The 26393-nt window shown below is 65.1% G+C and carries 23 protein-coding genes and 2 tRNA genes; 8 read left to right on the top strand and 17 right to left on the bottom strand.

Annotated elements, in window-relative coordinates; all coding sequences use genetic code 11:
* Nucleotides 1–13: 13 nt before the first annotated feature.
* Genes ACVOLI_RS00200 through ACVOLI_RS00190 form a run of 3 tightly spaced genes read right to left on the bottom strand, consistent with a single transcriptional unit; the run spans nucleotide 14 to nucleotide 3903 of the window.
* Complete coding sequence (locus ACVOLI_RS00200) at nucleotides 14–2161, bottom strand: putative bifunctional diguanylate cyclase/phosphodiesterase (RefSeq protein ID WP_481533028.1); 2148 nt, start codon at nucleotides 2159–2161, stop codon at nucleotides 14–16.
* Nucleotides 2158–3075: a phosphate/phosphite/phosphonate ABC transporter substrate-binding protein gene (locus tag ACVOLI_RS00195; RefSeq protein WP_481533027.1), complete on the bottom strand. Its 918-nt coding sequence runs from the start codon at nucleotides 3073–3075 to the stop codon at nucleotides 2158–2160. Before ACVOLI_RS00195 ends, ACVOLI_RS00200 begins: the two co-directional genes overlap by 4 nt.
* Nucleotides 3076–3135: 60 nt before the next feature.
* Nucleotides 3136–3903: an RNA methyltransferase gene (locus ACVOLI_RS00190; protein WP_481533026.1), complete on the bottom strand. Its 768-nt coding sequence runs from the start codon at nucleotides 3901–3903 to the stop codon at nucleotides 3136–3138.
* A 119-nt stretch (nucleotides 3904–4022) separates the two neighbouring features.
* On the opposite strand from ACVOLI_RS00190, the gene ACVOLI_RS00185 reads away from it, so the two are divergent.
* Nucleotides 4023–4850: an inositol monophosphatase family protein gene (locus tag ACVOLI_RS00185; RefSeq protein WP_282266749.1), complete on the top strand. Its 828-nt coding sequence runs from the start codon at nucleotides 4023–4025 to the stop codon at nucleotides 4848–4850.
* Between the two features lie 204 nt (nucleotides 4851–5054).
* Here the strand turns inward: ACVOLI_RS00185 and ACVOLI_RS00180 are convergent, their stop codons facing one another.
* Both ACVOLI_RS00180 and htpX read right to left on the bottom strand, forming a co-directional pair.
* On the bottom strand, nucleotides 5055–5846 hold the full coding sequence (locus tag ACVOLI_RS00180) for a hypothetical protein (protein WP_481533025.1): 792 nt from the start codon (nucleotides 5844–5846) through the stop codon (nucleotides 5055–5057).
* A 283-nt stretch (nucleotides 5847–6129) separates the two neighbouring features.
* Nucleotides 6130–6996, bottom strand: coding sequence for a protease HtpX (htpX, locus tag ACVOLI_RS00175; RefSeq protein ID WP_296248767.1), 867 nt, complete (start codon nucleotides 6994–6996; stop codon nucleotides 6130–6132).
* A gap of 92 nt (nucleotides 6997–7088) precedes the next feature.
* Between htpX and gluQRS the strand changes: the two genes are divergently transcribed.
* The 3 genes from gluQRS (at nucleotide 7089) to phaR (ending at nucleotide 9458) form a co-directional block, all read left to right on the top strand.
* Nucleotides 7089–7976: a tRNA glutamyl-Q(34) synthetase GluQRS gene (gene gluQRS, locus ACVOLI_RS00170; protein ID WP_481533024.1), complete on the top strand. Its 888-nt coding sequence runs from the start codon at nucleotides 7089–7091 to the stop codon at nucleotides 7974–7976.
* A gap of 56 nt (nucleotides 7977–8032) precedes the next feature.
* Complete coding sequence (phbB, locus tag ACVOLI_RS00165; protein ID WP_282266756.1) at nucleotides 8033–8773, top strand: beta-ketoacyl-ACP reductase; 741 nt, start codon at nucleotides 8033–8035, stop codon at nucleotides 8771–8773.
* Between the two features lie 160 nt (nucleotides 8774–8933).
* The gene (gene phaR, locus ACVOLI_RS00160; protein WP_481533023.1) at nucleotides 8934–9458 is read left to right on the top strand and encodes a polyhydroxyalkanoate synthesis repressor PhaR; all 525 of its coding nucleotides are present in this window, start codon (nucleotides 8934–8936) and stop codon (nucleotides 9456–9458) included.
* Nucleotides 9459–9597: 139 nt separating this feature from the next.
* Here phaR and ACVOLI_RS00155 read toward each other — a convergent pair whose 3' ends face one another.
* From ACVOLI_RS00155 to ACVOLI_RS00125, 7 genes are all read right to left on the bottom strand, one after another.
* Entirely contained in the window at nucleotides 9598–10533 is a 936-nt protein-coding gene (locus ACVOLI_RS00155; RefSeq protein WP_481533022.1) for a TraB/GumN family protein, read from the bottom strand.
* Entirely contained in the window at nucleotides 10530–11471 is a 942-nt protein-coding gene (locus ACVOLI_RS00150; RefSeq protein WP_481533021.1) for a DUF1684 domain-containing protein, read from the bottom strand. Before ACVOLI_RS00150 ends, ACVOLI_RS00155 begins: the two co-directional genes overlap by 4 nt.
* A complete protein-coding gene (gene mutL / locus ACVOLI_RS00145) occupies nucleotides 11471–13330 on the bottom strand; it encodes a DNA mismatch repair endonuclease MutL (RefSeq protein WP_481533020.1) in 1860 nt (619 codons plus the stop codon). The genes ACVOLI_RS00150 and mutL overlap by 1 nt, the downstream gene beginning before the upstream one ends.
* On the bottom strand, nucleotides 13327–13452 hold the full coding sequence (locus ACVOLI_RS00140) for a hypothetical protein (protein ID WP_481533019.1): 126 nt from the start codon (nucleotides 13450–13452) through the stop codon (nucleotides 13327–13329). The genes mutL and ACVOLI_RS00140 overlap by 4 nt, the downstream gene beginning before the upstream one ends.
* 185 nt (nucleotides 13453–13637) lie before the next feature.
* Nucleotides 13638–15251 carry an N-acetylmuramoyl-L-alanine amidase gene (locus tag ACVOLI_RS00135; protein WP_481533018.1) on the bottom strand — a complete coding sequence of 538 codons (1614 nt, stop codon included), beginning with the start codon at nucleotides 15249–15251 and terminating at the stop codon, nucleotides 13638–13640.
* 80 nt (nucleotides 15252–15331) lie between these two features.
* Nucleotides 15332–15811: a tRNA (adenosine(37)-N6)-threonylcarbamoyltransferase complex ATPase subunit type 1 TsaE gene (tsaE, locus tag ACVOLI_RS00130; RefSeq protein ID WP_481533017.1), complete on the bottom strand. Its 480-nt coding sequence runs from the start codon at nucleotides 15809–15811 to the stop codon at nucleotides 15332–15334.
* Between the two features lie 8 nt (nucleotides 15812–15819).
* Entirely contained in the window at nucleotides 15820–17292 is a 1473-nt protein-coding gene (locus ACVOLI_RS00125) for an NAD(P)H-hydrate dehydratase (protein ID WP_481533016.1), read from the bottom strand.
* Nucleotides 17293–17315: 23 nt separating this feature from the next.
* Here ACVOLI_RS00125 and queG point away from each other — a divergent pair, with 23 nt between their 5' ends.
* From queG to xseA, 3 genes are all read left to right on the top strand, one after another.
* Nucleotides 17316–18398: a tRNA epoxyqueuosine(34) reductase QueG gene (queG, locus tag ACVOLI_RS00120; RefSeq protein ID WP_481533015.1), complete on the top strand. Its 1083-nt coding sequence runs from the start codon at nucleotides 17316–17318 to the stop codon at nucleotides 18396–18398.
* A 53-nt stretch (nucleotides 18399–18451) separates the two neighbouring features.
* A complete protein-coding gene (locus ACVOLI_RS00115; protein WP_481533014.1) occupies nucleotides 18452–18826 on the top strand; it encodes a DUF6559 family protein in 375 nt (124 codons plus the stop codon).
* Nucleotides 18827–18911: 85 nt separating this feature from the next.
* Entirely contained in the window at nucleotides 18912–20282 is a 1371-nt protein-coding gene (gene xseA / locus ACVOLI_RS00110; RefSeq protein ID WP_481533013.1) for an exodeoxyribonuclease VII large subunit, read from the top strand.
* Here the strand turns inward: xseA and ACVOLI_RS00105 are convergent.
* From ACVOLI_RS00105 to ACVOLI_RS00095, 3 genes are all read right to left on the bottom strand, one after another.
* Entirely contained in the window at nucleotides 20273–21487 is a 1215-nt protein-coding gene (locus ACVOLI_RS00105; protein WP_481533012.1) for a virulence factor family protein, read from the bottom strand. The two genes, xseA and ACVOLI_RS00105, sit on opposite strands and share 10 nt — an antisense overlap.
* A gap of 85 nt (nucleotides 21488–21572) precedes the next feature.
* The gene (locus tag ACVOLI_RS00100; RefSeq protein WP_481533011.1) at nucleotides 21573–22487 is read right to left on the bottom strand and encodes a M48 family metallopeptidase; all 915 of its coding nucleotides are present in this window, start codon (nucleotides 22485–22487) and stop codon (nucleotides 21573–21575) included.
* Nucleotides 22488–22553: 66 nt separating this feature from the next.
* The gene (locus ACVOLI_RS00095; RefSeq protein WP_481533010.1) at nucleotides 22554–24503 is read right to left on the bottom strand and encodes an SUMF1/EgtB/PvdO family nonheme iron enzyme; all 1950 of its coding nucleotides are present in this window, start codon (nucleotides 24501–24503) and stop codon (nucleotides 22554–22556) included.
* An 84-nt stretch (nucleotides 24504–24587) separates the two neighbouring features.
* Between ACVOLI_RS00095 and rnd the strand changes: the two genes are divergently transcribed.
* Nucleotides 24588–25670, top strand: a complete 1083-nt coding sequence (gene rnd, locus ACVOLI_RS00090; RefSeq protein ID WP_481533009.1) for a ribonuclease D — start codon at nucleotides 24588–24590, stop codon at nucleotides 25668–25670.
* A gap of 289 nt (nucleotides 25671–25959) precedes the next feature.
* Here rnd and ACVOLI_RS00085 read toward each other — a convergent pair.
* Nucleotides 25960–26035: transfer RNA gene (locus tag ACVOLI_RS00085), tRNA-Phe, on the bottom strand.
* Nucleotides 26036–26285: 250 nt separating this feature from the next.
* Nucleotides 26286–26361: transfer RNA gene (locus tag ACVOLI_RS00080), tRNA-Ala, on the bottom strand.
* Between the last annotated feature and the right edge of the window lie 32 nt (nucleotides 26362–26393).

Below are 26393 nucleotides of genomic sequence, written 5' to 3'. Positions count from 1 at the left end.
CCAGGCGGCCAGGTCAGCGCACCGCCGCCATCGCACCGCGTTCGAGCAGGCTCACCAGGCCAGCCGCCTCCAGCGGCCGTCCCAGCCAGTAACCCTGGACCAGATCGCAGCCACGCTGGCTGAGCAGCTCAAACTGTGCTTCCTGCTCGACCCCCTCGGCCACCACGGTAATGCCCAGCGCGTGGGCCATGGCGATGATGGCCGTGGTCAAGGCCAGATCGTCGGGATCACGCTCCATGTCGGCAACAAAGCTGCGGTCGATCTTGACCCCGTCCACCGGTACCTGGCGCAGGTGGCTGAGCCCGGAGAAGCCGGTGCCGAAGTCGTCCAGCCACACCTTCACCCCGGCCCGGTGCAGCTTTTCCAACAGGGACACCGCCAGCATCTCATCGCCGATGACCGCGGTTTCGGTCAGCTCCAGATGCAGGCGCGAGGCCGCCAGCCCCGATCCGAGCAGGCTGCTTTCAACCTCCTGCAGCAGGTCACCGTTACGCAGTTGCTTGGGCGAGACATTGACCGAGATGAACAACTCCTCGCCCAGCGCATTGCGCGGCCACTGCTGGGCCTGCTCACAGGCCGCGCGCAGCACCTTGGGGCCGATCATCTGGATCAGGCCGCTCTGCTCGGCCACGTCGATGAACACCGACGGCGGGATTGCGCCCAGCGCCGGGTGATCCCAGCGCAGCAGCACCTCCACGCCACACAGCATGCGATCGCGGGTGCGGAAGATCGGCTGGTAAACCAGACGCAGCTCGTTGCGCTCCCAGGCTCCACGCAGTTCCTGCTCCAGGTGCAGGCGCCGCTCCACCGCATGATCCATGGCCAGGTTGTAGTAACGGAAACAGTTCTTGCCGGCCAATTTGGCCTGGTACATCGCGATATCGCCATTCTTCAACAGCGCGGTGGCGTCAACTGCATCCTCCGGGAACAAGGTGATGCCAATCGAGCTACCGAGGAATATCTCGCGCTGCTGCACGTGCAGCGGCTTGCCCAGATCGATCACCAGCCGCTCGGCCAGCTGCTTGGCGATCTCGGCAGCGCTGCTTTGGCCCTGGCTGATCAGGATGACGAACTCGTCACCACCGAACCGCGCCAGCAAGGCGTCGTCCCCACCAATCTGCTCAACGGCGCTGGAGATGTGCTGCGCAAACTGCAGCAGGGCATCGTCGCCGGCCTCATGCCCCAGCGTGTCATTGACCCGCTTGAACTCATCGATATCAATGAACAGCAGCGCCAACCCACGCCCAGCCGCCTGCGCGCGCAGCAAGCGGTGGTCCAGGGCTTCACGGAAAGCGAGCCGGTTGGTCAAGCCGGTGAGTGCATCGGTATAGGCCATCTGGCGCACGTCACGATCGTGCCGGGCAATGCTCTGGCTCATCCGATCGAAGGTGCGCAGCAACTCCCCGACCTCGTCGCCGCGTCGGGTCGCCTGCGCCTCGATCAGGTAATCGCCGCGCTCGATACGCTGCGCCGCCGCGCCCAACCAGCGGATCGGCCGCACCAACGTGTACTGCACGTAGAACGCCATTACGCAGACAAAACCGAGCAACAGCAGCATCAGGCCCAAGGCCCAGCCCAGTTCCCGCCGCTGTGTCTCCTGCATGCGCTGTTCCAGCGCCTGCATGGACTTGACTTCCTGGGCACGCACCGGCGCCAGGTTCATGCCTACACGCAGCCCGCCCAGCGGCTGGTCACCAATCGCCAGCGGTACATCGACCTCGAGTATCGACGGCGACTCCTGCACCAGCGGTTTGCGCGAACGCACCGCCGCGTTGGCAAAGGGGTCATTCATCGGCTGGCCATAACCGGCCACATCGAACGAACCATCATGGATCAGCCGCCCTTCCGGGTCGTAGACCAGCACGTAGCTGACCGACTTCTGCCGCGCCGTATTGCGCACCGCTGCACCGATGGCAGCAAAATCGGCGTAATACAGTGGATTTATCAGCGTATCGGCCAAGGCATTGGCCAGGGCGGTGCCGCGCTCACGCACACCCTGGTCGAACACCTGGCTCAGCACCTCGCCACTGTTGCGCAAGGCCTCGCGCTGGGCGGCAGCCTGGCGCACCAGCATCAGCCCGACAATCGCCACCACCACCAGCAGCACCACGGCACTGCCTGCCAGGAAGCGGGCCTGCAATCCAAACCGGGGCGTGCTCATTCCACCTCCATCCGGATACGGACCAGACCACGGCGCAGACGCTCCAGCGCGCGCAGGTTGTCCGGGTCGACGGGGTGAAAGCCCGTGGTTCCAAAAAACTTGGCCAGCGCCGGCCCGGCCACCGGGTCACTACTGGCCTGCAGCAACACCTGTTGCAGGCGATCACGTACCGCCGGATCGAGGTCGGCGCGCACCATTTCCACCGCACGCGGGATCGGCTCGCTGCGGTACAGCACCCGCATGTCCTGGCGGAAGGCTGGCGGCATGGCCTGGTCGTCACTCCAGTCGATGCTGCTGATCACCCCGGCATCCACCACCCGCTTGTGTACATAGGTGGAGATGTTCAGTTCCGTGCGCACGAACACATACCCCACCGAGTCCTCGACCGGGGTGTCGCGCGGGTCCAGCAGGATTTCAGGCTGCAGGTCGTGGTCGAGCAGCTCCATGGCCGGCACCAGGTAGGCACTGGTGGACAGCGCGCTCTGCAGTGCCAGGGTACGCCCGCGCAACCCCTCCAGCGTGGTGATCGGGCTGTCGCGGCGCACGAAGAACACGCTGTGATACGTGCCCACGCCATTGCGCTCGGTCAGCAGCAAGGGCTTGGCGCCCGCCCGCTGGCCCAGCGCCATCGCCGTGCCCGAAGTCTCGGTGACCCAATCAACCCGGCCGCGCCGCAGATAGCTGCCCATCTGCTGCGCGTCCTTGGCCATCAGGATGCGTCCTTCGACGATCCCGACATCGCGCATGCGCGGCACCACATAGTCCAGCAGTGGCTTGAGTTGGTCGTAATGCGACTTCGGATCATCGCTGATCCGCCCCAAGACCAATACCGAACGATCAACCGCCCCCACCGCAACGGGCTGCAGTGCAGCCAGTGTCAGTGCGGCTCCCCAAAGCCATCGCAAGACACCCAAAACGACACCCCCTAATCCATCCCCACAGAGTACCGCTTTTAGCAAAGCGTGATGCAGCCCTCAGCCCTTGTCTGTCGAGGCCAGTCGGGCCATGCGCTGGGCATCGGACAGGATGCCGCGCATCAGCCTGACCTCCTGCTCGGACAGATCCGCCTTCATGAACAGACGACGGAGCTTGCGCATGGCCGATTCCGGAGCGCGACCCTTGTGGAAGTCGATCTGGTCCAGGGTATCGCCCAACTGACCGAACATCCCTTCCAACTGGGCATGGCTGGCAGGGGCCTCGTCGCGGCCAGGCTCAGCCACCACCGGCGCTGCCACGCCGGGCTGCGCTTCCAGCACCGCCATGCGAACCTCGTAGGCCTGGACCTGGACCGCGGCGGCCAGATTCAGCGAGCTGAACTCGGGATCGGACGGAATGTGCACGGCGGCATGGCAGAGCTGCAACTCCTCATTGGTCAAACCGGTGCGCTCGCGACCGAACACAAAGGCCACTTCCGCCGGTTCGGCCGCCTTGGCCACGGCGCGTTGTCCGGCCACTTCCGGCAGCAGCTCTTCCAGCTGCACCCGTCGCGCGCGCGCGGTACAGCCCATCACCAGGCGGCAATCGGCCACCGCTTCGGCAAGGCTGGCGAACACCGGCGCATCACCGAGCACGTCCTCGGCACCGGCCGAGCGCCGGAAGGCGTCCTCGTCCAGGGGCTTTTCCGGGGCCACCAGGACCAGCCGTGCCAGCCCCATGGTCTTCATCGCACGGGCCGCCGCGCCGATGTTGCCGGGGTGCTGGGTGCCAACAAGAACGAAGCGAATATGAGCGGAAACAGACATGGCGTTAAAAAATCAGGAGCGAGACAGCTGTAGATGGTAAACTGCGCGGCCGGTCAATGCGCCGGACCCGCTCTTTTCCCCCGCCAATCCGATCTCTGCCTTCACGGGAGCCTTTCGCCATGCAGAAACCCGCCGTAACCGTCATGGTCAAGGCCGCTCGCCTCGCCGGCAACGTCCTGCTCCGCAACATCAACAAGCTTGAAGCCCTCAACGTGGTACAGAAGGGTCGGATGGATTACGCCAGCGAAGTCGATGCCGACGCTGAGAAGGTGATCGTCAAGGAACTCAAGCGCGCCTACCCGGAATACGGCATTTTCGGTGAGGAAGGTGGCATCCAGGGCGTCAACCGCATGATGTGGGTGATCGACCCGCTCGATGGCACCAGCAACTACCTGCGCGGCTTCCCGCACTACTGCGTCTCCATCGCCCTGGTTGAAAACGGCGAGCCGACCGATGCGGTGATCTTCGATCCGCTGCGCAACGAGCTGTTCACTGCCTCCAAGGGCAATGGCGCCGTGCTCAACGACCGCCGCCTGCGGGTGGCCGACCGCAAGGACCTGGAAGGCACGATGATCCACACCGGCTTCGCCCCGCGCGAACGCAGCCGTGCCAGCACCCAGCTCAAGACCGTCGATACCCTGCTGGTGCAGGCTGAAGACGTGCGCCGCACCGGCTCAGCCGCGCTGGACCTGGCCTACGTGGCCTGCGGCCGTGCCGACGCCTACTTCGAGGCTGGCGTGAAGGCATGGGACATCGCTGCCGGCGTGCTGCTGGTTCGCGAAGCCGGCGGCAAGGTCTGCAACTACCGCGGCGCGCCACTGGACCGCATGGACTCGCGCGGCCCGGAGACCCAGCAGGTCGTGGCCGGCAATATCAAGGTGTGCGAGGCCCTGCAGAAGGTCATCGTCAACACCGGCTACGCTGCCGAGTTCGACCCGAAGTTCTGATTCAGCTGCCACAAGCAGCGAGTCATTCGAAATCCGATGCCAGGCTCCTGGCATCGGATTTTTTGTGGGTAAAGCTCTGTTCACCGATTGTCTTGTGGGAGCTGCGCAAGCCGCGAAGCAGGAAATCCATCAGATGACACAAGCCGCCGGCGCCCCAGCAATGCCGGCTTCGCAGCTGACGCGGCTCCCACAACGTCGGGCCAATCAGCCAGCCGGCACCGCAGGAACCACCGCACCCGCCACAGGCTGCCGGCCCCAGCCATGGCGGGCGGCCAACCAGATCTCCAGCACCACCAGCGCCATCACGATCAGCAGCGGCAACAGCAAGCCAAAGTAGATACCCGGCATCATCGAGCTGATCTGCGCCTTCAATAGACGGATCACGCCCTTGGTATGCAGCAGCTCGCTCATGCGCATGCCCAGCGCCTCGCGGAACACGGCTTTATCAAGCCCACTGCGGCCACCAACCTCCTTCACCAGGCTGTCCTCCACCCATTGCAGCATCACTTCGCTGCGCAGGTGCTCGATGCCCTTGCGCGCCAAGCGTTGCGGCATGCTTTCGCCACTGAGCATGCTCACGTCGGCCAGCCGATGCTCACTCAGATAGGACTCCACGGCCATGCGCGCGGCATCGTGCGCGGTGACATCATCGCGCAGCATTGCCTCCAACTCCGGCGTATCCAGCGACTGCCCGAATTCGAGCAGCCAATGCTCGGTCGCAGCCTGCAGATGTGGCTGGAAGTGATCGATCTGTTTGTACAGCGCACGCTGCCCACCAGCAACCAGCCCAACCTGCAACCCAATGAAGGCAAACAGCAGCGGCAACACCACCACATAGCTGGCAATCAGCCAGTGATGCCAACGCCGTCGTCGGGCAAGGCCACCCCTTCGCGCCAGAGCGATCCACACTGCCACACCCAAGGCCAGCCCAAGAACCGCTCCAAGCAATGAGCCGCCGATCAAATCCAGCACGCTCAGCCCATTCCAGAATTCCATTGCCCAATATTGCGCGTCCTGCACCACATGCTCCCCATTCGTCTGCAGTGCCCAGAAGGGTAGACACAAACCCGTGGACCGAGAATACAAGTGTCTGGTTTCTACGGACGGCAAAAAGCAAAACTGCTACGTGCATGCACAGTCAGCGACGAGGGCACAGCTACAGCCGCGGCGGCAAAACAGACAACGCCCCTTACGGGGCGTTGTCGTCAATCACTTGCGAACCGTGCTGGAACCGGGACAGTTGCCGCACGCGCTGCGCGCAGCAGCTTCAATTGCCGGCTCAGGCCACCGTCGAGGAACGCAGCGCGGCGATACGCTCTTCCAGCGGCGGATGGCTCAAGAACAACTTCTTGGCAGTGGAACCGGCAATACCGAATGCCGCGATCTGGGTCGGCAAGGTGCTCTGGCCGTGGTTGAGCTTCAAGCGCTCCAGTGCGGCGATCATCTTCTGGCGACCCGCCAGCGACGCACCGCCGTGGTCGGCGCGGAACTCGCGACGGCGCGAGAACCACATCGCGATCATCGTTGCGAACAGGCCGAACACCATCTCAAGCACGAACACGATGATGTAGTACGCAAAACCACGGCCGCCGCCTTCGCGATTGCCCGACAGCGCACTGTCGATGATGCCGCCGACCACACGCGCCAGCACGATGACGAAGGTGTTCAACACGCCCTGCAGCAGCGCCATGGTGATCATGTCGCCATTGGCAACGTGGGCGATTTCATGGCCCAGCACCGCCTCGGCCTCGTCCTCGCTCATGTTGTGCAGCAGGCCGGTGGACACCGCCACCAGTGCGTTGTTGCGGTTGGCGCCGGTCGCAAAGGCATTGATCTCGGGAGCGTCGTACACCGCCACTTCCGGCATGCCGATGCCGGCCGCCTTGGCCTGGCGGGCCACGGTGTCCAGCAGCCAGCGCTCGGTCTGGTTGCGCGGCTCGGTGATCACGACCGCGCCGGTGCCGCGCTTGGCCATGAACTTGGACAGCAGCAGCGAGATGATCGAGCCACCGAAGCCAAAGATGGCTGCCATGACCAGCAAGCCGCTCATCTTCGAGGGGTCAGTCCCCAGCAGAGACATGACGACACTGGCCAACGCCAGCACTGCCAAGTTGGTCAGAAGAAACAGCCCGATACGGGTAAACATGGGAAACAGATCCATAAGGATTGGAGATAGAGGCAATTTGCGGCGCAGACAGCTTGAATTCAAGCATTAATCTGACCGACGATTCAGTTTCGATGCCAGCTATTCCCTACCGCGGCCGCTTTGCGCCCTCCCCGACCGGTCCTTTGCACCTGGGCTCCATGCTGGCGGCCTTCGGCAGCTGGTTGCTGGCCCGCCATGCCGGTGGCCAATGGCTGGTGCGCGTGGAGGACGTAGACCCCCCTCGTGAAGTCCCCGGCGCGGTCGATTCACAGCTAGCCACGCTCAGCGCGTTCGGATTGACGTCGGACTTGCCGGTGCAATTCCAGAGCCAGCGCAACGCCTTTTACCAGGCAGCCATCGAACAACTGCTGGATCAGGGCAAGGCCTTTGCCTGCCACTGCAGCCGCGCCGACCTCACCAGCCAGGGCGGCATCCACCGCCGCTGCGCTGCCAGCCAACAGCGCCCGCAACCAGCAATCCGTCTACGCGTGGCCGACGGCAGCCACGTCAGCTTCGACGACGCCCTGCAGGGCCGGCAGCAACAGGACGTGGACCGCGACGTCGGCGACGTGGTCCTGCTGCGCGCCGATGGTTACTGGGCCTATCAGCTGGCCGTGGTGGTGGACGACGCCGAGCAGGGCATCACCCACGTGGTACGTGGCGCTGACCTGATCGACTCCACCGCCCGGCAGATCCTGCTGCAGCGGGCGCTGTGCCTGTCCACCCCGCACTATCTGCACCTGCCGTTGCTGCTGGACAGTGCCGGACAGAAGCTCTCCAAGTCGCAGGCCGCCATCCCCGTGGACAGCGCCCAGCCCCTGCCCGTGCTGCGCTGGCTGTGGGCGGCACTGGGCCAGCCGCCGCCTGCCCTGGATGCTGCAACCAGCGTTGCCGAGGCGCTGCAGCACGCGACCGCCGCCTTCGAGCCGACCCGGCTGCAAAAAACCTCGCTTCTGGCCCCGCTGCAGCCCCCGGGTTGAGCGCAGTTTCATTAGAATCGGGGACTGCCCTGCACATCTGCCCTGGAGTTGAGCCCATGACATCGCGCGTCGCACTGGTCACCGGTGGTACCGGCGGCATCGGTACTGCCATCTGCCAACGTCTGGTCGACCAAGGGCACCGCGTCGCCACCAACTACCGCAACGCCGAAAAGGCGCAGCAGTGGCAGCAGACCATGCGCAGCAAGGGCTATGACATCGCATTGTTCGAAGGCGACGTGGCGCACCCGGACAGCGGCCGCGCCCTGATCCAGGCCGTGGAAGCCGGACTGGGGCCGGTGGAGATACTGGTCAACAACGCCGGCATCACCCGCGACACCACCTTCCATCGGATGAGCCCGGAACAGTGGCATGAGGTGATCAACACCAACCTCAACTCCGTGTTCAACGTCACCCGTCCGGTGATCGAGGGCATGCGCAAGCGCGGCTGGGGCCGGGTGATCCAGATCAGCTCGATCAACGGCCTCAAGGGCCAGTACGGCCAGGCCAACTACGCCGCCGCCAAGGCCGGCATGCATGGCTTCACCATCTCCCTGGCGCGCGAGAATGCCGGCTTCGGCATTACCGTCAACACCATCTCGCCGGGCTATGTGGCCACCGACATGGTGATGGCCGTTCCCGAGGAAGTCCGGGCAAAGATCATTGCCGACATTCCCACCGGGCGCCTGGGCAAGCCGGAGGAGATCGCCTACGCGGTCGCCTTCCTGGTTGCCGAGGAAGCCAGCTGGATCACCGGCTCGAATCTGGACATCAACGGTGGTCACCACATGGGCTGGTGACAGCCAGCTGCTGACCGCCCACGCCATGTTGCACACCATGGCGATTCATGTTGCGCAACAAACCTGGAGTTCCCCGACGCTTGCAACCTGTACTTTTGGCGGTTGCAAGCCCTGCTGCACTGCGCCATGCTGCGCACCTACCGTGACGAGTGACTGCTTAATGGCTGCGACCCGCATCATCAAGAAGTATCCGAATCGCCGGCTCTACGACACCGAGATTTCCAGCTACATCACCATCGAAGACGTCCGTCAGTTGATCCTCGACGGCGAGGACTTCGAAGTCCGCGACGCCAAGAGTGGCGACGACCTGACCCGTTCGGTGCTGCTGCAGATCATCGCGGACAAGGAGCAGGACGGCGAGCCGATGCTGTCCACCCAGCTGTTGAGCCAGTTGATCCGTTTCTACGGTGACTCGTTGCAGGGCTTCATGGGCAATTACCTGGAGCGCAGCATGCAGGTGTTCCTGGACCAGCAGCAGCAGTTCCGCCAGCAGATGGGCAACCTGCTCGGGCAGACGCCGTGGGCGATGATGAACCAGCTCACCGAGCGCAACCTGGAGCTGTGGCAGGAATTCCAGCGCAACATGGGCGGTGGTTTTGGCGGCGCCCGCCCGCCGGCAGGCACCAGCAAGCCAACCGATCCGCCGCCGAGCGGCACCGGAAGCAAGACCCGCAGCGGTCGCTGAGGGCAACGAAAAGGCCGACGCAAGCGTCGGCCTTTTGCTTTGTAGAGCTTTGTTTTTTGTAGGAGCGGCGTAAGCCGCGAAGCTATTGCAGCATCAGACCCAACGGCTTCGCGGCTGACGCCGCTCCCACAAAAAAGACTCAACGCTTGCAGGCGCTGCAGATCCGCTCGACCTTGTAGCCCTGCGCGCGCAACTTCTCGACCACGCCATCGCTGCCCAGCAGGTGCAGTGCACCGACCACCACCAGCGTATTCCCGCGCCCTGGCTGCAACCACTGCTGCAGGCTGGGCAGCCAGGCATTGTTGCGGTCCACGTTGATCCGCTGATACAGGCCCGGGTACTCGCGTTTCATCTGCGCGGCCATGTCCCGCCACAACATCACATCATCGCCACGGCGCCAGGCATCGTGCAGCTGGCGGCTCTGCTCGTCGCCCTTGTCGACCTGTTCCAAGGCTTCGCGCAGCAACTGGCGCTGCTCATCGATGCTCATGCTGTCGAGCATGGTGATCTGCGATGCCGCACTTTCAAGACCGGAAGCCGGCTTGCTGGCCTGCGCAGCACGGTCCATCAGATGCCGATCCAGCCCGGACTTCGGGTCCAAGCCTTGCCGGGTCATCTGCGCGATGCTGATGGTCAGGCCGACGAACCAGGGTTTGAATCCAGCCAGCCGATCGACCGGCATGTTGTTGGCCGCCCCCCATCGTTCCAGCTGCTGCCAGGTGGCCGGATCAAGATCATCCTTGAGTTGGCGACCATCACGACGCAGCGCCGCCTGCATCATCTGCGTGGCCAGCTGCGGCGAGTTCATTTCCTCCGGCGACAGCTCGAACAACAGGCGCTGCGCTCCTGCGAACGCCCGGTCGACATCGGCGGACAACGGATAGTCATCGGCCTTGAGCAGATGGAAGGAACCCAGCAGATACAGATCGCTGCCCTGGCCGCCGCTCACTTTCCACAGCAGCGGTACCGGTGGCTGCTTCGCGGCCGGCTTTGGCGTGGCTGCACTTGCCAACAAGGGTGCTGCAACCAGCAGACCGGTGGCCAGCAACATGCCCATACGCGTGATCCACTTCATGCGGCTGGCTCCTGCTTGTGCTTGGCATAGGCTTTTTCACCAGCCGTCACTTCCATGTCCAAGCGGTTCTCCGGCGGCGGCAACGGGCAGGTCGCAAACGGGGTGAATGCACACGGCGGGTTGTAGGCACGGTTGAAATCAATCACCACCTGGCTTTTCGCGTCCGGCACATCCACGTCGATGTAGCGCCCGGCCGCATAACTGCCACGGCCGCTGGTGCGGTCGGCGAAGATCACCTGCAATGGGCGGCCCACATCACCCAGCGCTTCCAGCCGCCAGGTTCGTCCGTCACGCTCGAACTCGATCGCCCCGGCATTGGCCAGCTCGGTGGTCAAGCCGGTGATATCGACGATCGGAATGGTCTTGTTGACGTCGTGCGGCACGAACCGTGCTGTGATGCGCCAGCTTGGATCTGCCGGCCAGTAATCCAGATGGGTGAAATCCACACGTGCGGGTGCATCGGCATGCTTCACCCGCAGCCCGAAACGCGGCCCGCGTTCGATCAGGCTCAAGGTGCCCTTGTCATCATCGAAATGAATCAGCGTTGGCACCTCGGCATGGTCACTGTGCAGCGGGATGCGGCCCTTCACCACCTGTCCGTCCACCTTCACCGAGACACCGGCTTCCGGGGTAAAGAACCATCCGTCGCCTACGCGCGTGACCATTCCCATGCGCGGTGGACCCGCCGCCAGGCGGACGCCACTGGTACTGCCGCTGCCGATATAATGCGCTTTCAGGTCCAGCCAATGCAGCCCAACCAGACTGGTCCAGCCATCCGGAGCCAGCAATTCGGTCAACCGTTGCTCGCGCCAGCGTTCATTGTCCTGCGCGAACGCCGGATCAACCTTCGCCGTCGGCGCTGCGTTCTTCGCGTCATCGCCACAGCCACCGAGCAGCATCGCGGCGAGCAATGCCACACCCCCCAATACGTGTTTCATCAACGCCCCCGCAGGAACCAGCGATCAATTTCAGCCAAGGAAAAGCGCGCCCAGGTCGGGCGGCCGTGGTTGCATTGCCCGGAGCGCTCGGTGATTTCCATATCGCGCAGCAAGGCATTCATTTCCGGGATGGTCAGACGCCGGTTGGCGCGCACCGCACCGTGGCAGGCCATCGTCGACAACAGTTCGTCGCGCGCGGTGGCGATGCGGCGGCTCTGGCCGTGCTCGCGAAGATCACCGAGCACATCGCGCAGCAGGCCCTCCGGCTCGGCATTGGCCAGCAGCGCCGGAATGCTGCGCACATGCAGCGAGCCGGGCCCGGAACGGGTGACCTCGAAACCCAGCGCCGCCAAGGTCGCCGCTTCACGCTCGGCGGTATCGGCATCACGCTCGCCAACCGCCAACGTCATCGGCACCAGCAGCGGCTGCGCGTGCAGGCCGATACCGTCGTGCGCGTTCTTCAGGCGTTCGTAGCCGATGCGCTCGTGGGCGGCATGCATGTCCACCACGATCAGGCCTTCGGCGTTTTCGGCCAGGATATAGATGCCGTGCAACTGGGCGATCGCGTAGCCCAGCGGCGGCACGCCGGCCTCATTGGAGGTCGGCGGCAGGGATGGGCCCGCATCCATCTGCCGCGGCAGATCCGCATCGCCATTCACGGATGAGTACAGCGCCGCATATGCCGAGGGCGCTTCTGCCACCTGCAGGCCCAGCGGCGACTGCCGCGCCTGCCAATTGCCATTGCCACCACCACCTGCACTGCCGCCAGGGCGCGACAGCATGTAGCCACCTGCGCTGTAACCGGGCGTTGGCTGCGCCTGTGGGTCAGCCGGGTGTGTCTGCGCTGCGGCTGGCTCCATGCCGGCGCGGGTTTCCGCCAGCGCGTCTTTCAGAGTGCGGTAGACGAAATCATGGATCAACCGCGAATCACGGAAGCGCACTTCGTGCTTGGCCGGATGCACGTTGACGTCGACCCGGGTCGGGTCCAGCTCCAGGAACAATACGTAGGCCGGCTGCCGGCCGTGGTACAGCACATCGCCGTAGGCCATCTTCACCGCATGGCTGACGCTGCGATCACGCACCGAGCGACCATTGACGTAGAGGTACTGCTGGTCCGCGCTGGCGCGGGAATACTGCGGCTGCGCGATCCACCCATGCAGGCGCAGGCCGGCCGCACTGTGATCCACGCGCAGCGCCTGGCGTGCGAAGTCCTCGCCCAGGGTTTCGCCCAGACGCGCATCCGAATACAGATCACCGGGCTTGTAGCGGCGCGAAGGCTTGCCATTGTGCGAGACACGGAGTTCCACGTCTGGACGGGCCAACGCCAGTGAACGCAGCCACTCCTCGATGTGGCCAAGCTCGGTGCGTTCGGCGCGCAGGAACTTGCGCCGGGCCGGCACGTTGTAGAACAGCTCGCGCACCTCGACCGTGGTGCCGGGTGCATGCGCACGCGGGGTGACATCACCGAGCTTGCCGCCCTCGATCTGCAACGCGGAGCCGTGCTCGTCATCGGCACGGCGCGAAGCGAGGGTGAAGCGGCTGACCGAGGCAATCGACGGCAGCGCTTCACCACGGAAGCCCAGCGTGGCCACCGATTCCAGGTCATCCAGGCTGGCGATCTTGCTGGTGGCGTGACGCGACACTGCCAGCGGCAGCTGCTCGGCGGCGATGCCACCACCGTTGTCGCGGATGCGGATCAGGCGTACCCCGCCCTCCTCCAGGTCGATATCGACACGGGTGGCACCGGCATCAAGCGCGTTCTCGACCAGCTCCTTGACCACCGAGGCGGGCCGCTCGACCACTTCGCCGGCGGCGATCTGGTTGATCAGGATTTCCGGCAGCGGACGGATCGCATTCATGCCGCACCGCCGGTCAATAGCGAGGCTGTGGCGCGATAGAGGAACGAGGCTTGGCGGGGGATCAGGCTGACTTCATGCATGCCGACGATGATAGCCGAGCATGGACCGAACACCGCGACCAAGGCGCCAATCCTTTCTCCCTTCGGGAGAAGGTGCCCCGAAGGGGCGGATGAGGGTAAGCCTGCTGACAATGTGAGACTTCAGCAGAAAAGCCGGACAAGGACGGGTAGTTCATCGATCCTTACTTCGCCCCACCCTCACCCCAACTCCTCTCCCGCAGGGAGAGGGGCTTCAAACAAGCGCAGTCTTACTTGCTACCACCCGCAACGGTGCCAGCGGCAGCATCCATCTCGGCCTGGGCGCGGGCGGCGAACAAGGTGCCCGGCGGTGGCTGACGACTGAAGAAGGTGTGCACGCCATCGAGCACGGCACCGGCGATGCGGCGCTGGTAGGCCGGATCAATCAGGCGGCGCTCTTCATCCGGGTTGGAGATGAACGCGGTTTCGACCAGCATTGCCGGCATGTCGGAGGTGCGCAGCACGGCGAAGTTGGCCCGCTCAAGGTTGGGCTTGTGGTTGTTGCCGATACGCTTGAGGCCGCCGAGCACGTGCCCGGCCGCGTCTTCCGACGCCTTCATGTTGCCGCTCTGGGCCAGATCCAGCAGTACGTTGGCCAAGGTGCCTTCGGTACGGCTGAGGCTGACGCCGCCAATCAGATCGGCGGCGTTTTCCTTGTCCGCCAGCCAACGCGCACGCTGCGAGGACGCACCCTTGGTCGACAGCACATAGACAGAGGAACCCGTCGCTGAGCGATTCTCGGCCGCATCGGCGTGGATCGAGATGAAGATGTCAGCCCTGGCCGCACGTGCACGCTGGGCGCGCATCGGCAGCGGGATGAACACGTCGGTGTCGCGGGTCAGGAACGCGCGCAGGCCCGGCGTTGCATTGACCTGGCGGGCAAGTTCACGTGCAACCGCCAACGTCACGTCCTTCTCGCGCTTGCCAGTGGGGCCGACGGCACCCGGATCCTGGCCACCGTGGCCCGGATCGATGGCAACCACCAGATTGCGCATTCCCGGCGCCATCCGAATTCGTGACGCGTCACTTGGCATGACCGGGCGCGGCGCAGGCGTCTGCGCTGCAGCGACCGGTGCGGCAGCCGCAGGTGCCGCAGCAGCTGGACTTGCCACGATCGGAGTGGGCACGCCGGTAGCGATGGTGGTGCGGACCGGGGTGCCATGTCCATTGAGGATCGCAGCCGGTGAAGATGTCGAAGCGGCAACCGGCGTATTGCCGCTGCTGGCGACGACGGTCGTCGCGCCTGCAGCTGCCGGACCTGGAGTAGCCTGGACCGGCACCGGTGGCGGTGTGGTCGCCTGCTGACGCACCGCAGCGGTCAATGCAGCGGTGGCGCGGGCGGCTTCGGCACGTGCCTGCTCTGGATTCACCACGGGAGCGGCAGCGGGCACCAGCGCTGGCGAGCTTGCGCTGGGCGCGGCAGCAACAGCTGCCCGCCGCGGCGCGGTTTCACCCGGCCATTCGATCAGCAACTTGGATTCGGCGCCCTGCCCCTGCATCTGCGGCTTGAAGGCAGCCACGGATTCGGCCAGGTCGAACACGATACGGAAGGTACCGGGGACCGGGTTCCCGGTGCGCACGGCCGTCACCACACCTGCAGGCGCAGGCAGCTTGAGGCCGCGCACGCCGGTGGATTCGGGGAAATCGATGACCAGACGGTTGGGGCCGGCCAGGCTGATGGTCTTGTAGCTGCCACCACCAGCGAGCTGGATCTCGGCGCGGGTGCCGGTTGCGCCAGCGCTCAAACCGAGCCCACGGACCTCACCGGCCCACGCGGAAGCGCTGGCCAGGCACAGGCCGGCAACGGCGACAGACAATGCGAACAGGCGGTTTCCCGTAGTCATGGGCGGATTCAATCACCGGATTTCGGTAATTGCAACATTTTTTCCCTTAATAATCCGCAACCTGCCGTAACTTCCTGTTGTTACAGGGCAGGAAGCCCCTGCAAGTGTTGCGTTTTGCGCAAGCGCTGCAGCCAGGCCTCACCGGTCGGGCTATATGCCTGCAGCCGCGCACGGCGGCCATGGCCGTCGATCTCCAGCGCCACCACAAGGTCCAACGGCGGCAATCCGCCAGCCCCGCGCTCGGGCCATTCGATCAGCCACAGGTCGGCGCTGGCATCGTCCAGTCCCAGGAAATCCAGCTCACCGGCGTTGCCGATCCGGTACAGATCCAGATGCCAGGCTTCGCCGGCATCCAGCGGGTAACGCTCGATCAAGGTGTAGGTCGGGCTGCGGATAGGCCCCTGCACGCCCAGCGCGCGCAGCAGGGCCCGGGCCAAGGTGGATTTCCCGGCGCCAAGATCACCTTGCAGGTGAACCACCGCCTGCGCGGGCCGGGTCTGTGCCAAGGCCTGACCCAGCAGGTCGGTGCTCTCGGCGTGGGGCAATGACAATTCGATCATGGGAGACATTATGGATTGGCCAGCGCCCGCAGGTGCGGCAATAGATCGCGCGGCAACAGCCCGCGCTCACCTTCGGTGGCCGCCGCATCGCCAGCCAGGCTGTGCAGCAAGGCACCTGTGCTGGCCGCATCAAACAGCGACAGGCCCTGCACCAACACGGCGCCGATGGCGCCGGTCAGCAGATCGCCCATGCCGCCGACCGCCATGCCCGGATTTCCCGCGGCAATCACCCGCGGCAGCTGCCCGGGCGCTGCGATCACCGTACCGGCGCCCTTGAGCACCACCACTGCCGCATAGCGCGCTGCCAAGGCATGCGCTGCAGCAAAACGATCACGCTGGATACTGGCGGTATCGGTGCCTAGCAGGCGCGCCGCCTCGCCCGGGTGCGGGGTGAGAATCGCCTGCGGCAGCGGCCGCGGCTCAGCGGCCAGCAGATTCAAACCATCGGCATCCAGCACCAGCAGCTTGCCGCTGCCCAGCACCGCCGACCACAAGGCATGCGCCCAATCATCCTGGCCCAGTCCGGGCCCAAGCGCGATGACAGTGGCGCGTGCCAGCAATGGCGCGAAATCCTCGGAACTATCGACGGCGTGCACCATCGCTTCGGGACAACGCGCCAACAACGGCGCCACATGCAGCGCGCGCGTTGCAACGCTGCATAGACCGGCACCACTGCGCAGCGCAGCCTCGGCTGCAAGCATCACCGCGCCGCCAGTGCCATGGTTGCCGCCGACGCACAGCACATGCCCGGATTCGCCTTTATGGGTATTGAGCCGACGCGGTGGCAGCATCCGCAGCAACTGCGGCCTGGCCCAGCGCAGCGCGCTCGCACTGACACCGTCGAACGCAAACGCGGGCACCTCCAGATCAGCCAGCAGGCGCTGCCCAGCGTGCTCCAGCGCCGCACCGGTGTGCAGCCCCTGGTGCGGCACGATGAACTGCAATACCCGCGCTGCACGCACCGCAGCGCCCATTACGTTACCGCTGAGCGCATCAACGCCACTGGGCACATCCAGCGCGAACACCGGCGCAGACGCAGCATTCATTGCTGCAATCAGGGCAGCGTCTTCGGTATCTGGCGCGCGGCTGAAGCCGATGCCATACAGCGCATCGACGATCAGATCGGCCTGCTGCAGGCAATGCGGCAAAATCTCAACGTGGCCGCCAACAGCCAGGTAATCGGTGCAGGCGCGTTGCGCCAAGGCCGTGCGCGGCGACGCCTCCGGCAGGTGCAGCACGCTGACGTCACGTCCGGACTGGCGGGCGTGACGGGCCAGCACATAGCCGTCGCCGCCGTTGTTGCCGGGCCCGCACACCACCACGATGCGCCGCGCCTGCGGCCAATACTGCAGAGCGGTCTGCCACGCAGCGTGGCCGGCGCGCTGCATCAGCAGGTACGCATCACCGCCCAGGGCAGCGGTCGCTTGCCCATCAATCTGGCGGGCAGCGGCGATATCGAACAATTCGACGGGCTCTGACATGCCGGCAATTCTATACTTGCGCCATGTCTGAAGCCGTTACCGCCGCAAATCCGGCGCAGTTGTCGCTGCGCATCCGCCAGCTTGCCCGTGAGGCAGGCTTCCAGCGCTGCGGGGTCAGCGGCATCGAGCTGGGCGAGGATGAAGCGCACCTGGCCGACTGGCTGGGCAAGGGCCTGTACGGGACGATGGAATGGATGGCGCGCCACGGCACCTTGCGGGCACGCCCACAGGAACTGCTGCCCGGCACGCTGCGGGTGATCTCGGTCGGCCTGGATTACGGTCACAAGGACGATGCCGAAGCCTGGGCAACCTTGAATGATGGCGAGCGCGCCTATGTGGCGCGCTACGCGCTGGGCCGCGACTACCACAAGCTGATGCGCAACCGCCTGCAGAAGCTGGCCGAGCGCATCGCCGGCGAGATCGGTCAGTTTGGCTACCGGGTCTTCGTCGACTCCGCTCCTGTGCTGGAGCGCGCACTCGCGCGCAATGCCGGGCTGGGCTGGATCGGCAAACACACCTGCCTGATCGACCGCAACGGCGGCTCCTGGTTCTTCCTCGGCGAGATCTACGTTGACCTGCCATTGCCGGTGGATGTGCCGGCCACCGCGCATTGCGGCAGCTGCACGCGCTGCATCGATGTCTGCCCCACTGCCGCCATCATTGCCCCGCACCGGCTGGATGCACGCCGTTGCATCTCCTATCTGACCATCGAGCATGAAGGCGCGATTCCGCTGGACATGCGTCCGCTGATGGGCAACCGCATCTATGGCTGCGATGACTGCCAGCTGGTGTGCCCGTGGAACAAGTTCGCCCGGCGCACCGACGAGCCGGACTTCCGCGCCCGCAACAATCTGGATACCGCCACCCTGCCCGAGCTGTTCGCCTGGGAAGAAGACGAGTTCCTGCGCCGCACGGAAGGCAGCCCGATCCGCCGCAGCGGCCATGAGCGTTGGCTGCGCAATATTGCCGTGGCGCTGGGCAATGCAACACCTTCGGCTGCCGCGCAGAACGCACTGCTGAGTCGTCAGTCGCACGCTTCCGAAGTGGTGCGTGAGCATGTGCAATGGGCCCTGCAGCGGCACGCTGACGCGGCGCAGAAGCGTTAGTCCCCTTTCGATTCCAACACCATCGCTCCCCGCAATCGCCACAAGGAATGTGAATGAGCAACGAACTATTGCCCACCCCCTGCGCCATCGCGCCTGAGGACAAGCGCCGCCAAGCCCAACTGGTCGGCGACGACCTGCTTCGCCACTACGGCAAGCGCAACTTCTACTCGGTGCAACAGGTGCGCGATGCCAACCGGCGCAGCAAGATCAACATCGATCTCGAATGTTGGTCACACGCCCTGTTCAACACCCATTCCGACTTTGACCAGTTACATGCAGCCAGTGGTGAAGCCTGCGACTACGCCGCAATGAAAGCAGAAATGCTGCGCTCGATGGCGACCGACAGTAGCGCGAGCTGGTTTGATTTCGACCTGTCCTGGCTGGATTTCCCCGATCTGGACATCTCCCTGTTCGATTTCTTCGACTAGCACAGTCGCTCCCGTAAGATAGCGGCCGTCAGCTCGTCTGCGCCCCCGGCGCGGCCGAGCGTCCCACCGGCATAGCAGTTCAACCATGACCTCCAGCAACGACGTCCTCACCCCCAACCAACTCAACACCTTGGCGCGCGACCTTCTGGAGAGCACGTTCCCGATGGTCTGGGTGGAAGGCGAACTGGGCAGTGTCAGCCGGCCCGCCTCCGGACATCTGTACTTCACCTTGAAGGACGCGCGCGCCCAGGTGCGTGCAGCGATGTTCAAGCCCAAGAGCCAGTGGCTGAAGTTCCTCCCGCGCGAAGGCATGCGCGTGTTGGTGCGTGGCCGGTTGACCCTGTACGAAGCACGCGGCGACTATCAGCTGATCCTCGACCACATGGAGGAAGCAGGCGAAGGCGCGCTGCGCCGTGCCTACGACGAACTCAAGGCCCGGCTCGAAGCCGAGGGCCTGTTTGACCCGGCGCGCAAGCGTCCGCTGCCAGCGCACGTGCGCCGCCTTGCGGTGATCACCTCGCCCAGTGGCGCGGCGGTGCGTGACGTACTGAGCGTGCTGGAGCGGCGCTTCCCGATGCTGGAAGTCGAGCTGCTGCCGTCGCTGGTACAGGGCGCCACCGCCGCTCCGCAGATCACCTCGCTGCTGCGCCAGGCCGATGCCAGTGGCCGTTACGACGTGATCCTGCTGACCCGCGGCGGTGGTTCACTGGAAGACCTGTGGGCATTCAACGATGAACAGCTGGCGCGTGCAGTCGCCGCCAGCAACACGCCGGTCGTTTCGGCGGTAGGCCACGAAACCGACTTCAGCCTGAGCGACTTCGCCGCCGATCTGCGCGCACCGACGCCTTCCGTGGCCGCCGAGCTGCTGGTCCCGGACCAACGCGATCTTGCGCTGCGGGTACGCCGGTTGGCGCAACGCCTGCAACAGCTGCAGGTACACGCTATGAGCCAGGCCATGCAGCGCGCCGACCGTGCAGCCTTGCGGCTGCAGGCGCATAGCCCGCAGGCACGGCTGAACCTGCTCAAGCATCGACAGGAAGCCGCCTTCGCACGCCTGCACGCCACCTGGCAGCAGCAACAGGAACGTCGCGCATCTCGACTCCGCCACGCCGCCACCGTGCTGCGCAGCACCCAGCCACAGCGACGCTTGAACGCATTGGCCGAGAAGCTGGCAACCCTGGCACCGCGCGCCCATGCGGCGATGGCGCGCCAGTTGCAGCGCGATGCATTGCGTCTGCGCGGCGTCGCCCGCTCACTGGAAGCGGTGAGCCCCCTGGCTACCGTGGCTCGTGGTTATTCGATCCTGACCACGCTTGAGGACGGCGCCCTTGTCCGCAGCGCCGAGCAGGTCAAGCCCGGCGAACAGCTGCGCGCCCGTCTGGGTGAAGGCGAGCTGCAATTGAGGGTTGAGCAGATCAGCGCAAAACCAGCGCCCGGCGATTCCACTCAGGGCTGAGCCGGCGCCGCATCCCAACGATCGACAATGATCCGCGCCAGCTTGCCCGGGTCACGATCGAAGTGATGCCCACCAGGGAGCTCAACCACCTGCATGTGCGCATCACCTCGCAGGTCGCGGCAAAGGCTGTCTTTCTCATCGACGCCGTAAATGCACTGGTGCGCGACTGGCTGCAAGCCGGCCAACGCAGGCTGCACAGGCACTTCCTGGGCACGGAACCAGCCCAGCCAGCCGCCTACGCGCACCTCAAAGTCAGCACCGTGGGCAAGCCCCAACAGCGACACCAACCGTACCGCGCGGCGCTGCTCCCCGCTGAGCAGCGGATAGGCAAAGGGCAGCACATCCGCGCCAAACGAATAGCCAACCAGCGCCACGTCGTCAGCCTGCCAGCGCTGCCGATAGGTACGCATCACATTGTCCAGATCGGCACCTATCTGGGCAGCGGTACGTTTCTTCCAAAAGTAGCGCAGGCTGTTCCAGCCGACCACGGAAATGCCGCGCTGGTTGAGCTCGTGCGCCAGCCCCTTGTCCAGGTCACGCCAGCCACCGTCACCGGAGACCAACACGACCAGCCGCTTGCTGCCTGCAACCGGCATCTCCACCAAGGGCAGCGTCGCCACCCCCGATGCAGGTGCGGCGTGCAGCGCCGCCGGCACCGCCGCCAACAACGCATCCGTCGGCAAGGACTTGACCTGCACGGTGGCCGTTCCGCCAACACAACCCGCGTCACTCGCTGCTGCGCCATCCGCAGCAACCAGGGCGGCAGCGAATTCGCCGGCTGCAGCACCGGCTGCGCTGTCGCGCACCAAGCCTGCACTGCTGCCCTGACCGACCAATACCGGCAGGTAGAACTGCTCGGCACGCTCGCGTTTGAGCAGCTTCTGGGCAAGCAGCGCCGCATCATCGGCCATCGCCCGGCAGCTGCCATTGCCCTTCTGCAGCCGCTGTCGATAACGCGCTGCGTCCACCACCGCCACCCATGCGCCGGCGTGTGCCAGCTGCCCGGCAAACTGCCTGCGCTGCGCACGTGGCAAGGCCGGGTCTGCGAAATAGATCACCAGACCACGCGGCGCGACCGGCGGCTCCACCACCTGCACACGGCCGTAGCGACCTGCGGATAACTGCCTGGCGTGTGCCGCCCAGCCCCAGCCAAGCGCCACCACGATCAACAACACACCAAGAGCCAACAACGCACCACGTCGCATCCGTAACCTCTGGCCACAAAGCAAGAACGCCGGCGAGCATCCTCCGGCGTTCGTTATGTCCCTGTGCAGTCCGCTGCGCCGCGTGTTACCTGGCTGCAGCGCCGACGGTGCAGAAGCGCTGCTTGTACTCCAGCGCCTTGGGCATCAAGGCCTGCAGGTTCTGGATGCGGGTGCCGGGATTGGGATGGGTGGATGAGAACTCCGGCGGCGCCTGCCCGCCACTGGCCTGACTCATGCGCTGCCATAGCGGCACCGCTTCTTCCGGGTTGAAGCAGGCAGCTGCGGCCAGCATCAGCCCGACTTCATCTGCCTGGGTTTCATGCGAGCGCGCATACGGCAGCAGGTAGCCGTAGCCCATGGCCGACATCATCATCTGCTGCTGTTGAACATCCATACCGCTGGCCGCGCCAGCCATCTGCCCGATCTGGGTCAGCTTCTGCTGGGCCATGCGCTGGGCTCCATGCCGTAACAAGGCGTGGGCGATTTCGTGCCCCATCACCACCGCCAGGGCATCTGCGTTCTGTGCAACCGGAATCAGCCCGGTATAGACCGCCATCTTGCCGCCGGGCAGGCAGAACGCATTGGCCTCATCGGACTGCAGCACGTTCACGTCCCACTCGAAGTCCTTGGCGAAGTGCTGCGGCTGCAGGCCGTGCTCCTGCGCCAGCGAGGTTTCCACCACGTCGACCTTGGCGATCAGGCGACTGGCGATCTCGCGCACTTGGCGGGCGATCTGCGAATTTGGATCGACCGGCCGCTCCTGCGCCAGGATCTCCTGGTAGGCCTGCAGGCCCATCGCCTTCTCTTCACTGGCATTGAGCGAGCTGTCGATCAGCACCTTCTCGCCGGTATACGGGTCCACCGAGCGGTTGCCGAAGTAGTAGCAGCCGCCATAGACCGCGAAGCCCAGCAGGATCACCCAGCGTATATTCCCGAACAGGCCGCCGCCACGCCGACGTTGACCGCCATTGCCTTGGTTACCGAAAGGATCTTGTCGCATGGTTGGATTCCGTCTGGGCCGGGCTGGCCCTCGCCGATGGTACCGCCAGCGCAGGCCGCTGCAAGGTCAAATTCCGCGTACCAGGCGGAAACCGATGCGCGCCGAGGTGACGTCCGAGTCCTGTGATTGCCGCCACGCCGCACGGGTCTGCTCCGGCGCATTGGCCCAGTTGCCACCGCGGATCACCCGTTGCCGGCAACCCGGGTTGTACCAGGCCGCGCCATCGGCCGGCGCACGCCGGTAGCTGGCGTGCCAGCAATCGGCCACCCACTCGCTGACGTTGCCGCTGATGTCGTGCAGGCCCCAGGCATTGGCACTGAACATCGCCACCGGCGCGGTGCCCCAGAACCCATCGCCATAGCCGACGAAGGCATTGTTCCAGTGCCGACCACTGGGCGATACATCCAGGCTGCCAGTGAAGTTGCCGGCGTTCTCCGGCGGCGTCATCGATCGCCCCCACGGATAGCGGCCCTGGCTGCCAGCCCGCAGTGCATATTCGAATTCCGATTCGCTGGGCAGGCGGTAGTAGCGTCCGGTCTGATCGGACAGCCACGCCGCATAGGCTTCAGCATCGCGGACGCTGACATGCATCACCGGACTGTTGGGCGCGGCCTTGGCACCGTTGTAATCGGACTGCCAATCCACCCCGCTGCGACGGATGAAGTTGCCGCTACGCTCGTCATAGACAATCGAATGGCCGCGCCGGGTCGCGCGCGGGCGCGCCTTGGCGGCCTCCACGAAGCGACGGAAGTCGGCCACGGTAACCTCGGTGATCGACATCGCAAAACCGCGCTCGAAGCTCACCAGATGCTGCGGACGTTCGGCATCGGCGCTGCCGATCTCGCCCTCCGTCGCCCCCATCTGGAAGCTGCCATAGGGCACCACCACCATCTGCGGACCCCGGCTGCCATCGGCCAGGGCATCGCTGAACACCTGCCCCGGGCGGAAGCTGCCGTAATGGGTGACCAGCTCGATGCGCTCGCGCAGCAGGACCACGGTGCGGTCGCCGGGCAGCGCGATGCGCTCGGCCTGGGCCAGCTTCAGCCGCGCATCCTTCAGCCCCTTGGATGAGACCAGATCACGCAGGCCGCCTTCGCGCAGCGCATCAAGCTGGGCGGTGCGGATGCCTTCGATGCGCGCACGTGCATCCTTCAAGGTCACGGCCTCGCCACGGATGGTGGTGGCCTTGTCCAACCAGCGCGCGGCCGCCTCGAAGTCCGAGTCCATTGCCGCGGCATGTTCGGCGCGGCGGATCAGGCCGCTTTCCACCGCCGCCAAGCCCTGCCGGGCGCGGCTGTTGAGTGGATCGGACGCCAGCACTTCGCGGAACGCCGCCTGTGCGCCGCCGCCATCCTCGCCAAACTGGTGTTGGCGCAGCGCCTGTTCGCCGGCGCGGTTCAGCGCCAGCAACCGCCGCGCCACTGCGATGCGCTGCTGCAAGGCCTGCTCGGCCTTGCCCTCGGGCGCCAACGCCACCGCTACGCCAGCGATCTCGGCAGCCTGGGCCAGGGCCTGGCGTTGATTCTCCGGTTGCGCCATCAAGGCGCTTGCCTGCGCGCGCAGACGCTGCCGGGCCTTGTCCAGGCCGCGCTGCGCGGCCCGGTCCCTCGGCTGCTGCGCCAGGATCGCCAGGTAGAGCGGAATGGCATCCTCGGCCTCGCGGTACAGCCTGTCCTCGGCCAGCGCCTTGTCGGCCGCCTTGCGCGCTTCGGCCAGTTGCCCGGGCTGCAGGCTGACTTCCGGCGCGCTCCAGACCGGCAACGTGATGTCCTCAAGCTGCGGGGTGGGATCCGGCGTTGCGGGCTGGCCCTTTGCTGCCGCAGCTGCCTCGGCCTTGGCTTCGGCACGTGCCTCAGCCCTCGCCTCCAGCCGCTCGGCCAGGCTTGGCTTCTTCGCTGGCTCGGCATTTGGCGCAGCCAACGGCGCTTGCGGCGCGCTGCCGCTACACCCCGCCAGCGCCAGCAACAGCGCCGTCAGACCCAACACTTGGCCGGTTTTACCCAAAAACGCCTCCATTACCTTGCACACTTTCCCGGGAGCGGCCCGACGTTAGGCTATTCTCGCCTGCCTGAGCAAACCCTGCAGTTGACGGAACCCCACGTGGCTTACTGGATCAAACACCCGGCGGAGTTGGAAGAACGCTACCGCCAGCGCCCGAGCCGGATCGGGCTGGATACCGAATTCATCCGCGAACGCACCTATTGGCCGCAGCTGGCCCTGGTACAGATGGCGGTCGGCGATGAAATCCTGCTGATCGACCCGCTGATCCCCGGCATGTGCGAGGCACTGAAGCCCTGGCTGACCGATACCTCGATCACCAAGATCATGCACAGCGCCAGCGAAGACCTCGTCGCCTTCAAGTGCGCCTGCGACGCGCTGCCGCGGCCGCTGTTCGACACCCAGATCGGCGCCGCACTGGCCGGCATCGGCGGCGGCATGGGCTATCAGAAGCTGGTTGCCGAGATCACCGGCGTTACCCTGCCCAAGGGCGAGACCCGCTCGGACTGGCTCAAGCGCCCGCTCAGCGACGCACAGCTGGAATACGCCGCCGAAGATGTCGAATACCTGTTCGCCATGCACGACACCATCAGCGCCAAGCTGCAGGCTGCAGATCGCATGCAATGGCTGCAGGACGATGGCGAACGCCTGCTGGCCAGCGTCGAAGGTGACGAAGGCGAGCATTGGCCACACCTGTCGATGCGCTCCTCGCAGGTGCTGGAGCGCGACGCCCAGCTGCGCCTGTTGCGCCTGTTGCGCTGGCGCGACCAGCAGGCCCGCAGCAGCGACAAGCCGCGCAGCTGGATCCTGGACAATGAACTTGCCAACGTGCTGGCGCGCACCCCGCCAGCCGATTACGACGCCATGCTGAAGCTGTTCGGCCGCTTCCCCAAGGCCCCGCGCAAGTTGGCCCAGCAGGTATGGGAAGCACTGAACACCCCGCTTGCCGACGAAGCCGACGCACCGATGGCCCTGCCGGCCACCGACAGCAACAAGAGCGCACTCAAGCGCCTGCAGGACGCCGTCAGCAAGCGCACCGCCGAGCTGGGATTGCCGGACGGCCTGCTCGCCTCGCGCAAGCACCTGGAGGCCTTGCTGGAAAGTGGCAACTGGCCGACCGCCCTCGCCGGCTGGCGTCGCGAACAGCTGGAACCCGTACTGCGCCCATTGCTCCCAAGCAACTGAGCATCACAGCCCCGACCAAATCGGGGCCGCGTCAGCTGTAGTGCCGAGCCATGCTCGGCAGAACCACCAAAGAACCCGCAGATCCGCTCTTGTAGGAGCGGCGTAAGCCGCGAAGCAAACGATCCATCAGATCGCAAGCTCGCACTGCAAACTCGGCAACCCCAGCTTCGCGGCTCAAGCCGCTCCCACAAACCGCAAACCCAAAGCACCACCACAATCGCAACCGGAGCAAATCCGGCGCAAAAGAACAACAAAAAAGGGCTCGCATTTCTGCGAACCCTTGAAATTTTGGTGGCCGAGGACGGAATCGAACCGCCGACACGGGGATTTTCAATCCCCTGCTCTACCAACTGAGCTACTCGGCCACTTTGTTTTGTTTTCGTCGGCGTTGCTGCCGTCGAGGAGGCGTATATTACGGAGCTATGTCGGTTTCGGCAAGCCAATTTCACAAAATTTTTCACATCCGCCGAAAATTCCTCGAAATGCCTTGTGTAGCGAGGGTTCACACGCAGAAGCCGCGCTGCCACATGGCGAAAAATTCGCCAAACCGCCTATTCCTAGCGCAAAAACGCAAAGAAGCCGCATCATCCGATGCGGCTTCTTTGCTTGAAGACTTGGTGGAGCGGAGGAGGATCGAACTCCCGACCTTCGCATTGCGAACGCGACGCTCTCCCAGCTGAGCTACCGCCCCACACGGTGAACCGAGCATAGCGCTGTTGCCCG

This window comes from Stenotrophomonas sp. STEN029, from assembly GCF_056760015.1.
Note: the sequence above shows the minus strand (reverse complement) of the source record. Positions and strands in the feature narration are given on the sequence as shown.

Bases quoted from the DNA above. Each gene is read 5' to 3' on its own strand.
- ACVOLI_RS00190 (WP_481533026.1), bottom strand. From the start codon at position 3,903: ATGTCTGTTTCCGCTCATATTCGCTTCGTTCTTGTTGGCACCCAGCAC.
- ACVOLI_RS00095 (WP_481533010.1), bottom strand. From the start codon at position 24,503: ATGGAGGCGTTTTTGGGTAAAACCGGCCAAGTGTTGGGTCTGACGGCG.
- ACVOLI_RS00115 (WP_481533014.1), top strand. From the start codon at position 18,452: ATGAGCAACGAACTATTGCCCACCCCCTGCGCCATCGCGCCTGAGGAC.
- ACVOLI_RS00180 (WP_481533025.1), bottom strand. From the start codon at position 5,846: ATGGAATTCTGGAATGGGCTGAGCGTGCTGGATTTGATCGGCGGCTCA.
- ACVOLI_RS00185 (WP_282266749.1), top strand. From the start codon at position 4,023: ATGCAGAAACCCGCCGTAACCGTCATGGTCAAGGCCGCTCGCCTCGCC.
- htpX (WP_296248767.1), bottom strand. From the start codon at position 6,996: ATGTTTACCCGTATCGGGCTGTTTCTTCTGACCAACTTGGCAGTGCTG.
- phaR (WP_481533023.1), top strand. From the start codon at position 8,934: ATGGCTGCGACCCGCATCATCAAGAAGTATCCGAATCGCCGGCTCTAC.
- xseA (WP_481533013.1), top strand. From the start codon at position 18,912: ATGACCTCCAGCAACGACGTCCTCACCCCCAACCAACTCAACACCTTG.
- phbB (WP_282266756.1), top strand. From the start codon at position 8,033: ATGACATCGCGCGTCGCACTGGTCACCGGTGGTACCGGCGGCATCGGT.
- ACVOLI_RS00200 (WP_481533028.1), bottom strand. From the start codon at position 2,161: ATGAGCACGCCCCGGTTTGGATTGCAGGCCCGCTTCCTGGCAGGCAGT.
- ACVOLI_RS00135 (WP_481533018.1), bottom strand. From the start codon at position 15,251: ATGACTACGGGAAACCGCCTGTTCGCATTGTCTGTCGCCGTTGCCGGC.
- mutL (WP_481533020.1), bottom strand. From the start codon at position 13,330: ATGAATGCGATCCGTCCGCTGCCGGAAATCCTGATCAACCAGATCGCC.
- ACVOLI_RS00105 (WP_481533012.1), bottom strand. From the start codon at position 21,487: ATGCGACGTGGTGCGTTGTTGGCTCTTGGTGTGTTGTTGATCGTGGTG.
- queG (WP_481533015.1), top strand. From the start codon at position 17,316: ATGTCTGAAGCCGTTACCGCCGCAAATCCGGCGCAGTTGTCGCTGCGC.
- tsaE (WP_481533017.1), bottom strand. From the start codon at position 15,811: ATGATCGAATTGTCATTGCCCCACGCCGAGAGCACCGACCTGCTGGGT.
- gluQRS (WP_481533024.1), top strand. From the start codon at position 7,089: ATGCCAGCTATTCCCTACCGCGGCCGCTTTGCGCCCTCCCCGACCGGT.
- ACVOLI_RS00125 (WP_481533016.1), bottom strand. From the start codon at position 17,292: ATGTCAGAGCCCGTCGAATTGTTCGATATCGCCGCTGCCCGCCAGATT.
- ACVOLI_RS00150 (WP_481533021.1), bottom strand. From the start codon at position 11,471: ATGAAACACGTATTGGGGGGTGTGGCATTGCTCGCCGCGATGCTGCTC.
- ACVOLI_RS00155 (WP_481533022.1), bottom strand. From the start codon at position 10,533: ATGAAGTGGATCACGCGTATGGGCATGTTGCTGGCCACCGGTCTGCTG.
- ACVOLI_RS00100 (WP_481533011.1), bottom strand. From the start codon at position 22,487: ATGCGACAAGATCCTTTCGGTAACCAAGGCAATGGCGGTCAACGTCGG.